Below are 11,781 nucleotides of genomic sequence, written 5' to 3'. Positions count from 1 at the left end.
TACTTTTGCCTGGGCATTGTCAATTTCGTGTGGGAATGCCCTTTTTTTGCAACTCAAGTGGGTCATTCACGTCATGAACAAGTCATATCGCTTTCTCTGGAACGACTCGCGGGGCGCTTGCGTGGCAGCCTCCGAAACCGACACCGCCAAGGACGAGAAAAGCGCCGCCGGCGTGTTCGCCCTGGCGATCATCTCGGCCGCCGCTCTGGTTTGCGCGGGAAACGCCTCCGCGCAGCAATACTTCAACAGCAACTCCGTGGCAGTCGGCAATCAGATGCTGGCCACTTCTGGGGCGACCGGCGCGGAGAGCATTGCCGTTGGGCCTAACGCGGTTGCCAACGGCATTTCGTCGGTAGCCGTTGGCAACGGCGCCGCCGCCTCGTTGACGGGTAGCGTGGCATTGGGTGCTGGCGCAAAAGCCAACACCGTCAACACGGCCGGGGCGGAGGATATCGGCATCACCGGGGCCGATACTGGCAACCTGGCTTTGGGCAATGGCTCGCTGGACAAAGCGGCCATTCAGCGAAACGTTGCTGTAATCGGTCCATTCAGCTACGGCGGCTTTGCAGGTACGGCCAGCGGCGTCGTGAGCGTGGGCCGCGCAGGTTTCGAGCGCCAGATCGTGAATGTGGCGCCCGGTGCGATCAGCGCGGTAAGCACCGATGCCATCAACGGCAGCCAGCTGTATTCGGTGGCCGTGGGCATCAATTCACGCATCGATGGCCTCAACGTTGGTCCGGGTGGACCCGGCCCTGCGGGGCCAGTCGGCCCTACGGGTCCGCAAGGCCCTTCGGGCTCCAACGGGAACAATGGGGCCACAGGGCCGACGGGTCCGACGGGGCCGCAAGGCATACCGGGCACCAATCCCGAGGGCGCTGTGCTGTACAGCACCAACGCAGACAACACTGTCAACTACAGCAGCATCACGCTGAACCCGGGTGGCAATGGCCCGACCACTATCAGCAACGTGGCCGAAGGCACGAACGGCAGCGACGCGGTAAATGTCAACCAGCTCAACGGCGCCAGCAACAAGTGGGTGACTGGCAACCCGACCACCTACGTGGCGCCGAAGGCGTTGGGCCTGAACTCGACGACGGTAGGAAGTGGTGCGGTGAGCACAGGCACCAATTCCGTCGCGCTCGGCAACAACTCTCGTGACGATGGCCGCGCCAATGTGGTGTCTGTGGGCACGGCTGGTGGAGAGCGCCAGATCACCAACGTGGCACCAGGCACGGCGGGCACGGACGCGACCAATGTGAACCAGTTGAACGCCAGCGCGGCCAATGCGTATAACTACACCGACCAGCGCGTGAACCAGTTGCGCGGCGACATGCAAGGTATTGCGAAAGATGCAGCGGCGGGCACCGCAGCAAGCATGGCGATGGCCAGCATGCCACAGGCCTTTACTCCCGGCAGGAGCCTAGTTGCTGCTGGCGTGGGCTACTACGACGGCCAGACTGCAATCTCCATTGGCGTGTCTCGCCTGACGGACAACGGTAAATGGGTTGTCAAGCTCGGAGGTTCGGCCGGTTCTCGGGGCCAGGTCGGCGTTGCCGCCGGCGCCGGATTCCAGTGGTAACAGCAAGCTCCCTGCAAAATAAAACCCGACACATGACCAACATCATTCATCGCCGTATTCCGGCCCTTGCAGTCTGCGCAGCGGCACTGCTGGCGTTGCAAGGCTGCTCGACCTATGTGAGCAACGGACTTGCCGACGACGGGAAGAGCGCCACCCAAGTGGTCTTCCCGTCCATCGAGGACAACAGTTGGCGTCCCGAAGGCACGTTTCCCAATTTGGACAACCTGCGCGATGTCGGGCCCGGTCTGACGAAGCCCCAGCTGTACGACTTGCTCGGTGCGCCACATTTCAACGAAGGGATCGGCGCACGTGAGTGGGACTACGTGCTGAACTTCCGATCAAGCGGTGCCGTCATGGTGTGCCAGTACAAGGTGATCTATGACACGTCGTTAAGGGCGCAGAGCTTCTACTGGAAGCCCGGCGCCTGTGCGGATATGTTGAACGTCAAAGTTGCCGCGGCGCCGCCGGTCGCAACCGCGGCAGTGATGGCCGAGAAGCCCGTCCCCCGGCAAATTCAGCTGGCGACCGACGCGCTGTTTGCATTCGACCGTTCCGGTGTCGCGGATTTGCTACCGGATGGCAAGAGGCAATTGGACGGGCTGGCCGCCTCGCTGGCACGCGCCAGAATCGAGCGCGTGAACCTGGTCGGTCACACGGACCGCCTGGGCTCGGCAGCCTACAACCAGCAACTGTCCATAGCACGCGCCAGCACAGTTCGCGCTTATTTGATGTCGACAGGTTTGCCGAGCGATCGCATCTTTGCCTCAGGCCGTGGTGAAAGCGCGGCGGTGGTGCAGTGCCGCCAAACGGAACGCGCTGTACTCATCAAGTGCTTGGCGCCCAATCGTCGCGTTGCCGTATCGGTACAAGGCGCCGAGGCAAAGTAGCAGTTAGCCCGCCCAGCAGTGACTCACCGTCGCTGTGGGCGACTCACCTCCGCATCGCGTCGGCGCTTCAGCGACCCAACGATTTCAAGATCTGCTGTGCCTCGTCGCCTTCGACGGCACGCGCGCCCTGAGGCACTCTGAACCCGTTCACGGTGGCGGGGAGGTTGGCGGGTGCGCGGGCTGCGGGCGTCATGGCGCTGCCCGCCGGACCTGTCGGAGGCAGGGCGTCCGAAGGCGCAACCACGGGCGCGACCGCGCTGGCGCCTGGAGGCATCGCATCGGTGCTCGCGGCACCAGGTTGTGCATTCGATAGATTGATCATTCGCTGGCCCCCCGCTTCGCGGGTGCTTCCGGCCACCGGCGATGTCGCATTGGCACCGCTCATCGCAGCACGCTTTGCCGGCACAGCGCCGGCCACAGGTGCCGCTTCTATCGCGCCATCATCCGGCTGGTTGACACCGCTGGGTGGCCGGGGACCGACTCGCGGCCGCACCTTGCGCATCCATTCGCTCATGCTGCCCTGGAACGCATTGGTGGCGTTTTCGGCATCGAAACTGTCGCTGATGATGTAAGGCGTGATCAGCACGATCAGCTCGATTCGGTCGCTGCTCTTGGTGCTCGACTTGAAAACACTGCCTAGGACGGGAATGTCTTTGAGAAGCGGAACACCGCTGTCGCTCGCGGTATTGGTTTCGCCGATGAGGCCGCCGAGCATCACGGTCGCGCCATCGCGCAGCGACAGCTTGGTGTCGATGCGGCGGTTGCTGATCGTGGGGGAGGTGGTGACGCCGGTCGTCGTCGGGATGGCGCTGCTCACTTCTTGCGTGATGTCCAGATCAATGCGGTCGCCCGCGTGAATGACTGGCTTCACGGTCAGGATGGTGCCGGTGTTGCGATACTGGACCGACTGGGGCACCACGGTGCTGCTGCCGCCAATGATCGATTGAGACGGCGAGATCGCCTGGGACGAAACAATCGGCACGTCTTGTCCGACAGAAATGGTTGCGGTTTCGCCATTGCGTGTCATGACCTTCGGACTGGAAATGACGCGCGACGCGGTGTTGCTCGCGAGCGCATTGATGGCCAAGGTGCGCAGCGGATTACCACCCAGCAATGCGTTGATCGTCAGCCCCGAACCACTCACACCGGTGTTGTAGACAGTCCTGGTGAGGCGCACACCCGATTGGCTGGACAACTGGTCGAGTTGCCATGCGAAACCGAGGTTGTTCGTGTCATTGAGGCTGACCTCCGCCACAACGACGTCGATGAGGGCCGAGCGCACGGGCTTGTCCAGTTCGGTCAGCAAGCCCAGCCATTGGCGGTATTCGTCTTGCGTGCCGCCCTGGAAAATCAGTGTGTTGGTGGCGTTGTTCACCACGACACCCCGTCGAGTGCTTCGTGAGGCCTGGCCTCCCGCAGTGCCGGGCGCGCCAGCAGCAGCGGTTGCACCCGCGGCACCGGTCGGAGCGGCGCCGCCACCGCCCCCACCACCGATCAGCTCATTCAGCGATTTGGCCAGGTCTGAGGCATCTGCGTTTTTGACGGGATAGGTGAACATGCTCCCGCCCTGTTGCACCTGACTGAGCTGATCGAGTTCTCGTGCCCAGGATTGAAGGTGCTCCAGGATGGCATCTGTCTGCGCAAAGGCGATCACGCCGTTGATAGATGGCATCGGGAGCACGATGATCGGCGCCGTGGAGTCGACCTGATTCGCCGCCGCATATCCCTCGGCGCGCAAGATTTCGGTCAAGCGGCGGGCGAACTCTTCGGCGCCCCAGAAGCGCGGCGTGATACGAAGGCTGCGCTGGCCTTTCATGCTGGGCTGGTCGAACACCTGGATCAGTTCCAACGCGGTTTGAACTGCGTCTGACTGCCCGCTGATAAGCAAGCCGTTAAAGTTGTCTTCTTGCAGCTGAACGCGATCGCCCAGCATCCTTTTCAGGCTCGGCAGGACCGATTGCGCACGGATGGCTTCAAATTCAATGTATTGAAAAATCGGCCGTAACGACTGCGGGACTGTCGGCTGGGCCCTGCCTCTGCGAATTTCAGGGAGGATGGCCGACGTTGCGGTGGCAGGGACCATGCGCAAAACGCCACCAAAATCCTGGACCGTGATGCCGTAACTCTTGAGAAGTATGTTGCTCAGCTCAGCGAGTTTTGCGGCGGTCAATGGACGCGGGGTGCGGAAGGTAATGAGTTCGGTTCGCGCAGCCACGGCCGTATCGACCGAGTAGTTGAGCTTGAGAATGCCGCCATACACCGCAGCAATGAAGCTGGGAAGCGGCATTTGCTCAAGGCTCACAGAAATATTGCCCACTTCACCCTGCCCCACTGGCGTCGGTGCGGTATTGCGCATATTGCCATCGATCATGGGGGGCACTTTGGGCGTGGCGACGATGGGCGTTTCGGTCGGCAACGCTGCAGGCGCCGAACCGAGCAGCCCCTCACGACGCGTCTGGTCGGCCCGCTGAAATTCAAGTGGCGTGGTCTGCAAGGGCGGCGCACTGCAGCCTGCGATAAACACAGCGCAAGCTGCTGCAACGATTCGGAGATTGAAAATGGGGAAAGTTTGAATTCGATTCATCCGCTAGGGCCGCACGGGCAGAGAGATACGTTCACGCTGGGGCGTGATCAGGCCAATGGCATTCGGCCGGACCCAGACGATGCGGGCACCGCCGGGCAGGGTATCGCCAACTCGGCGAAATTGAGGTTTCGGGTCGTTACCGCGCTGAACGATGACCTCTTGAACATTCGCGCGAACGACGACGCCAGTGACAACCCATGCTTCGGCAGTCAACGCGCGGTCGCCAATTTTACGAGGTTGTTTTAGCCAGGCCTCCCACATTTCGACGGCCACGTCGACCGGATAGCCCCCCGGTGGCGGCTCTCCGGTGGGAGTGGCCGTTTCGCTACCACCTTCATTCGCCTGGCGCGGAGATTCACGCGGCCCGATCGCATCGGTATGGAATGCGGGCGGCAGTGGCAAGACCAGCGCTTCGGCAGGGGCCACCGGTTGTTGACGACGTGCAGAATCCGCCTGCAGGATTTCGCCTGCCTGCCGTGCGCCGAGCCAGCCGCCGAACACCAGCAATGCGGTAGCAGCGCTTGCCACCAAGAGCCACAACGTGCGTTGCTGCTTCATTTGATGCTCCCATTGCCGGCGCGAAGCAAGCTGGCGACTGTCGTATCGATTCCGTAGACCTTGATGAGTATCTCGGCCGACGGCCCCGTCACGGCAACACGCTCGATTGCATACAAATTGTCGTTTTCGCCCAGCGCTCGCAGCAGCTCCATGAAGGGTTTCGGCTCGAATCTGAAAGTCGTTTTCACGCGAACGACGCTGACACCGGCGAGTTGGGCATTGGCGGCTGCTTTGTTGTCCACCGGAGCGCCGGGACGCGCCGCCGCCGATTCGTTTTCGCCGACCGCAGAGATCTGGCAGCCCACCTTGACGTCGACGCAGATGGCTTTAACCGCTTCCAGCGCCTTGACCCGCAACAGCCCGGCGCTTTCGGCCAGTTGAAACCGGTCGAGCCAGCGCAGCCGGATTTCGTTGGCGCGTACGGCTTCTGCGGCCCAATTGGAGTCTTTGAGTGCCGCTTGTTCTCTGACTTCTCGCGTTTGCGCGGTAAGGGCTTCACTCTTGAGCGGGACCAAGCCATCGCGCCAATCGAGCAACTGCGTCCATATACCCACCAACACGGCGGCCCAGATGAGCCAACGCAGATTGCCGCTCATCATGAGCGGCCTCCGTTTGCGGCTCTGGCATCGCGGAGACGCCACTCAAAACGAAAGCCGTCGGTGCCGGCACCGTCGACAAATCGCACATCTTCGAATTCGCTGATCTGAGACAACGCTTCAACCATGGGCGTCAGCGCCAATTCGCCAACCGCCGGGACTAATGTCACTCGCACTTTTCCCCCCTGGACCTCTAGCTCACGCACGACTGCGCCCTGCGCGGTGACCGTGCGGCCTATCTGCTCAATGAGCGCGGGGCGAATCGAACCCGCGGTCAGTTGCTGGGCTTGCAGGATCCAGCGTTGTCCACTGAGGGCCTGCTCTCGCGCATGCTGAATCGGTTTCAATGCCGATTCCAGATCGGACTGTCCGCTGCGGCTGTCCGCCACGGTCTTTTCAAAGTAATCCATCTGGCCATACAGCCACGCCACGTAACCGGCGGTCGCGAGCGTTGCCGCGCTCAGAACACCAGGCCAAAACAAGCCGGTCGAAACAGGAAGTCCGCCGCGATCCCGAAAAAGGTTACGCGCCCATGCACGCTTCGACCCGATGATTTCCTGCGTGCGCGGCAACTCCGATGGCCATTGGACTCCTTCTTGTTGGCCCACCTCATCGCGCCACAGGTTCCACTCCAGCTCCGCAGGCGCCGCTTCGAACCAACCGTCGTGCACCAATGCGCGACTTTGCCAGAGCTGTGCTTCCACGCCTTGAGCGCCCAGTGTGCGCACAAAGATGGCGCCGTCCTGGGAGGGCGGTGTGACCAGCAACCCACTTGGCACAGTCGAGATGCGGCTCGCGGGCAGCTTGTGTCTAGCGGCAAATTCGGCACGCCATTTCGATTCCCACAACCAGACATGCAGCAGATTGCCTTGGCGCGCAACGAAGACACCTGGTTCGCGTATCGGCGATTGACTCAGCAATTGCAGCCGGACGAATGCCTGCAGACGCAGCAAGGGAATGCCGGTCGCGTCGAGTCGAAGGTAGATGCACAACTCCCTCGGCAACGCCAGCACGACACCCAGGAGGCTCTGCGGCAGGCGAAATGCCGCACCACGATAGAGCAACTGATCGCGCCCGTCGGGATTAAAAAGATAGCAGGGTCGAAACATCGTTGGATTGTGCCGCAGGTGGTTTGGCCGGCCAGGGCAAAGCAGGGGCTGCAGGCTCTGCCGCTGGCGTCGATGCAGACCGGGACGGGGTTGCAGCGACAGCAGGCATCGTCGAATGCAAATGGGGCTCCACGATCTGCCATGGCCGCCCTTCGAGCTCTGGTGTCAGCCGAAGCGTGTAATCCAGCTGCCATTGCCCGTCGACCTGACGATGGGTGACGCGCACCGTGCGCTGCACCGGCGCTGTTGCGTTCGCACCGAAGGGGTTTTCGCGACCGAGCGAATCGCTCAGGATACCCAAAGAGCTTAAAAGGGCAGCCGGATCGGAGCGGCGACTGATGGCTGTGTCAAGTAGTTGGTCGGGGACACCGCCAGCCTGCAGCGCCTGCCGTGTTGCAGTTGCCAAGTTGAGCATCCGACCGATAGAAGACTCAGCGGTAAGCGACTCTGTACAGCCGTGGGATGTCAGCGTGGGTCGCTGCGCCGCCCAGCCGTAAACCGACCAAAGCTCCTGAACCGACAGCAATGGCGCGTTCCTGGGTGGTGGAATTGACTTGGCAGCATACAGCTCGTTTTCGGCGCCATTGACGCGTGGAAAATCATCGGGGTCGATGTAATCCTCGAGTGCGTCCAGGAGTGAATCAATGTCCACCCTGTCAACACCACAATCGGCGAGCAATTTTGCGAGCACCGGCCGATTCGGCGCGTTGAGCGCAATCAGCCCGCCGATGTCTTGCACTCCCACCGTAGAGCCAGCCGTTGCCGTGTATTGAGTACCGTCCGCACGGACGCCCTGCACGCCATCATTGAAGCTGTTCACTCCCGTACCTGTCCCAGACAGCCAATACAACACATGGCCTCGGGTGGAATAAGCGCTCTGCATGAAATCGACCCGCTCGCGCAACTGCGCAACGCGTTCGGCCGACGTTTGCGCGACATCGCTTATGGCTGCGACGATCACCGTCAAACCCGCCAACAACCACAACACGGCCGCCAATGCAAAACCGCTGCGCCGGTTCGCTGGTCTTTTCATCGGGTCATCCCGAGAAAATCGCGTAGGGCTGCCTTGTCTTCGGGCCGATACAGCGGCCCTTCGAACACAGCGCTGCGCACTAGCACTTTGTCTTCGCCAACCGGTCGAACGAGAATTTCACTTGGTAATTCTTTTCGCACAACGTCTGCGGGCGGCCAGTTCGCGTGCTCGCGGCCGGCACGATCGATGTAGCTCAGTGCCAACTTGCCAGGCCACTGCGCCCAGCGTACCGGCTGAGAAGTCGTTTCCGCCCCCGTCGTGGTCGGGCTGGCGAAGGCTCCCGGAGCCTTCTGCTGAGTCGGATTCAGCGGAAGGATCAACTGTGTCACGAACAAATCGGTGACGACCACGCCAACATCGTTGGTCCGGGACTTGAACAGAAGTTCGACCCGCTGCGGCGTGCCGTGGGGCGCAAGCGGCGAGCCGAGGGTCAAGCCCTGAAACTGTTCGGGTGTGCCGATGAGCCATGCGTTCTCATTGGCGTCCAGAACAAGATTCGACACCACGTCGTTCATCGCAGTGGTTTGAAGCCAGCGTTGCTGGAAGTTGTTCCCACTGTCGGTTGCGACACGCAAAATCTGGCCCACCTGCCCGAAAGCGCTGGACATCACGCTCACAACGAAACCCAGGATCACGATGGTGACCAGTAGTTCGATCAGCGTAAAACCGCGCTGTTGCTCATACGAAGAGCGCTTGAAACGTGATGTCGACATTCCGCGCTTAAAAATCGAGCGGGTTAGACCCGCGCGGCGTTCCGACCTGTTTGAACCCCGGGACCGCCATCGTGATGTCAAATGGCTTGCTCATGGTAGCCAACAATACGACATGGGTCGTTACCTCATACAGAGACACCTCATAAATGCCGGGGGCACGTGAATCTCCCAACGCGGGCACTGTTTCCCGAAGCGGCCGGCTCGTCCACGAAAAATCGTATCCCATCATCTGCACCGCGCCCTCGGGTCGCGCTGAAGGGTTGAGCGCTCGCATGTATTCGATGACTTCGATACGCACCAGCTGCTCACGCTCCTGAACGCGCAACCTCGCCATCGTATTGACCGTCTGCGTCAACCAAGTAAAAGCTGCTGCCGCGCCGAAGCTTAGGATGACGAGGGCTGCAATGACTTCCAGCAAACTGAACCCGTATTGAAGCTTCTGCGGCTTCACGCTCAACCGCCGCGTTCGATAGAAACTTCGCAGGTGGCCTCGGCAACGCGCAACGTTACCTGCGACGCGGACGAGCGAAGTTTGAGCACCGCTGGCGCGCACACTCCCGCGCCGGAGAAAACGATCGCAGTGTCGTCGGCCATCGACCAACCACTGGGCAGCAAGAATGCGGCGTTGCGGTCTGCGAGCGGCTCGCCAGCAGATTTTTTCGTGAGCACGAAGCCCTGTCCCAACAACGCCGTGCGCGAATAGAGGCGCTGCAGGCGGGACGCCAACTCGGTTGCCTGCACGCGTGAATCCAGCCCGTCGAACCACCTTTGAAAGGATGGAAGCACGACGGCCGAGAGCAGCGCGATCAATACCATGACGGCCATCATTTCAATCAAGGTGAACCCACCACTTCGGGTTCGCCAACCCTGCAGGAATTCATTGGGAAAGCGACGCATCGCAAACAACCGGGACCCTCGTTCTTCAGTTGCCAATGTCGGCGGCCAATCCTTCACCGCCAGGTTTGCCGTCGGAACCGTACGAAATGACCGAGGCAGCCTTTCCGTCGTTGCCTGGTACCTTGATGACGTACACGCCGTTCCACGGATCGAGTGGCACGGTGCCTTCGATGTATGGACCTTTCCAAAGCGACTTGGCCGCGTCGTCGTCCGTAGGCGGCTGGGTCAGCCAACGCAATGCCCGATCGCCGTCCGGCACGTTGCCGATGTCCAGTCGCATGATGCTGATTGCGCTCTCCAGCATTTTGATTTGCGTCTGAGCGGTTTTGACCTTGCTGGAGTCAACCTTGCCAAAAATGCGAGGTCCAACCAACCCTGCCAGCAGCCCGATGATCACCATCACTACAAGCATCTCGAGGAGCGTAAAACCCGCGCTCCTCCCGAACTTGGTCGAGCCCGGGGCGGAAAGATGGCGAAAGGCAAGGGCGTGTAGTTTCATGAAACAAAACAGATTCGTTGGTAGAACAGGGGGCAGCGCGAATGGCAGCCCGCAAGACGACGCCTCAGATGACGTTGGTAAGACTTGTGATGGCCAGCATCACAGAAATCATTATCCCCCCGAGCAAAACTGAGACCATAAGGATCGTCAGAGGTTCCAGCAAGACCAGAAATTGTTTGAGGCTCTGTTCGCTGCTGTTTCGATGCATTGTGGCAAGCGCAGCGACCGTTTTCGGGAGTGCACCGGACCGCTCGCCGACCCGAATCAGGTTGATGCCGACTGCATCCACAAAATGATGTGATTGCATGGCGTCGGCCAAAGACTTGCCGGCGCGTACGTCAACCAGCACCAGATCGGCCTTGTGACGCCATTGCTGACCGGTCAGCGAGTTGCGCGAATGGCCCAACGCCTCCAACAGCGGAACGTGATTTCCCAGGAGCACGGCCAACATGCCACCCCATCGCGCAAGCTCAACGTGCAAGATCCAGTTGCCGAGAACCGGCGCGCGGCTTGCCGCTTCCCACAGACGGGTGCGGGTCCCGGGTTGCAACCAGAGCGTCACTGCCGAGAAGACGAAGGCCAGAGCGATGCCAGTGGCGAAGAGCTTGTTGCTCACCAGCCATAGTCCGGACTGAAGAACCCACTGCGAAATCAGCGGGAGATCGGCTTTCGGATTGCTCAATATATTGGCAAATTTCGGCACCACGAAAACGAAGACAACGAGAGTCGCGACCAACCCACTGATGATCAGCAAGAACGGATAGGTCAGCGCATTTCGCGCCTCGCGACGAAACTTCGCGTCGGCTTCCATTTGCTCTGCCGCAGAACGCAATGACTGGCCCAGCTTGCCAGTCTCTTCGCCAGCCCGAACCAGTTCATAGACATAGGCCGGCATGTCGAAGCTCGACTGGTCCAGCGCACGCGCGAACGAGGCACCAGAGCGCAATCCGGCATACACCGAATCGAGCGCATTTCCAAGCGGATGCCCAACATACCCCCGGGCGATATTTTCGACCGCATCCGCCAGCGGCACTCCTGCGTCGAGCAGGGTGGCCAATTCGTCAATGCTCAACAGCGTTTCGGCTTGTGCGATTTTTTCCTTGCCGCCGAAAAGCTGCCTCCAACTTGCCCCGAACGAGCCTGCTGACGGCGACTTAGCAGGATCGGAATTACCTTTCCCTCCGCGGGCCTGCGTCAATTCGAATACTTGGTAACCCCGGGCGCTCAAGCTCGAAAGCGCAGCCGCTTGTCCGTCCGACTGCAGCGATCCGGACACCCGCTTGCCTTGGTTGTCCACACCTTTGTACTGAAAAGAAATCATGGCGA

12 protein-coding genes are annotated in these 11,781 nt (G+C 60.8%); 2 read left to right on the top strand and 10 right to left on the bottom strand.

Going from position 1 to position 11,781, the window contains the following annotated elements; all coding sequences use genetic code 11:
- Positions 1-73: 73 nt before the first annotated feature.
- Both VLK31_RS03540 and VLK31_RS03535 read left to right on the top strand, forming a co-directional pair.
- Complete coding sequence (locus tag VLK31_RS03540; RefSeq protein WP_409166984.1) at positions 74-1,579, top strand: YadA-like family protein; 1,506 nt, start codon at positions 74-76, stop codon at positions 1,577-1,579.
- Positions 1,580-1,611: 32 nt separating this feature from the next.
- On the top strand, positions 1,612-2,466 hold the full coding sequence (locus VLK31_RS03535) for an OmpA family protein (RefSeq protein ID WP_409166983.1): 855 nt from the start codon (positions 1,612-1,614) through the stop codon (positions 2,464-2,466).
- A gap of 67 nt (positions 2,467-2,533) precedes the next feature.
- Here the strand turns inward: VLK31_RS03535 and VLK31_RS03530 are convergent, their stop codons facing one another.
- From VLK31_RS03530 to VLK31_RS03485, 10 genes are all read right to left on the bottom strand, one after another.
- The gene (locus VLK31_RS03530) at positions 2,534-4,960 is read right to left on the bottom strand and encodes a secretin N-terminal domain-containing protein (protein WP_409166982.1); all 2,427 of its coding nucleotides are present in this window, start codon (positions 4,958-4,960) and stop codon (positions 2,534-2,536) included.
- 93 nt (positions 4,961-5,053) lie between these two features.
- Entirely contained in the window at positions 5,054-5,608 is a 555-nt protein-coding gene (locus VLK31_RS03525; RefSeq protein ID WP_409166981.1) for a hypothetical protein, read from the bottom strand.
- Entirely contained in the window at positions 5,605-6,207 is a 603-nt protein-coding gene (locus tag VLK31_RS03520) for a hypothetical protein (protein WP_409166980.1), read from the bottom strand. Before VLK31_RS03520 ends, VLK31_RS03525 begins: the two co-directional genes overlap by 4 nt.
- Complete coding sequence (locus VLK31_RS03515) at positions 6,204-7,313, bottom strand: hypothetical protein (RefSeq protein WP_409166979.1); 1,110 nt, start codon at positions 7,311-7,313, stop codon at positions 6,204-6,206. The genes VLK31_RS03520 and VLK31_RS03515 overlap by 4 nt, the downstream gene beginning before the upstream one ends.
- Positions 7,288-8,346 carry a hypothetical protein gene (locus VLK31_RS03510; RefSeq protein WP_409166978.1) on the bottom strand — a complete coding sequence of 353 codons (1,059 nt, stop codon included), beginning with the start codon at positions 8,344-8,346 and terminating at the stop codon, positions 7,288-7,290. Before VLK31_RS03510 ends, VLK31_RS03515 begins: the two co-directional genes overlap by 26 nt.
- Positions 8,343-9,059, bottom strand: coding sequence for a type II secretion system protein (locus VLK31_RS03505; RefSeq protein ID WP_409166977.1), 717 nt, complete (start codon positions 9,057-9,059; stop codon positions 8,343-8,345). The genes VLK31_RS03510 and VLK31_RS03505 overlap by 4 nt, the downstream gene beginning before the upstream one ends.
- Positions 9,060-9,066: 7 nt before the next feature.
- Complete coding sequence (locus VLK31_RS03500) at positions 9,067-9,510, bottom strand: type II secretion system protein (protein ID WP_409166976.1); 444 nt, start codon at positions 9,508-9,510, stop codon at positions 9,067-9,069.
- 2 nt (positions 9,511-9,512) lie between these two features.
- Positions 9,513-9,956 carry a Tfp pilus assembly protein FimT/FimU gene (locus VLK31_RS03495; protein WP_409166975.1) on the bottom strand — a complete coding sequence of 148 codons (444 nt, stop codon included), beginning with the start codon at positions 9,954-9,956 and terminating at the stop codon, positions 9,513-9,515.
- A 25-nt stretch (positions 9,957-9,981) separates the two neighbouring features.
- Positions 9,982-10,455 carry a type II secretion system major pseudopilin GspG gene (gspG, locus tag VLK31_RS03490; RefSeq protein ID WP_409166974.1) on the bottom strand — a complete coding sequence of 158 codons (474 nt, stop codon included), beginning with the start codon at positions 10,453-10,455 and terminating at the stop codon, positions 9,982-9,984.
- A 64-nt stretch (positions 10,456-10,519) separates the two neighbouring features.
- Complete coding sequence (locus VLK31_RS03485; protein WP_409166973.1) at positions 10,520-11,776, bottom strand: type II secretion system F family protein; 1,257 nt, start codon at positions 11,774-11,776, stop codon at positions 10,520-10,522.
- Between the last annotated feature and the right edge of the window lie 5 nt (positions 11,777-11,781).

This window comes from Variovorax sp. H27-G14 (assembly GCF_046156345.1).
Classification (GTDB): Bacteria; Pseudomonadota; Gammaproteobacteria; order Burkholderiales; family Burkholderiaceae_C; genus Variovorax.
Note: the sequence above shows the minus strand (reverse complement) of the source record. Positions and strands in the feature narration are given on the sequence as shown.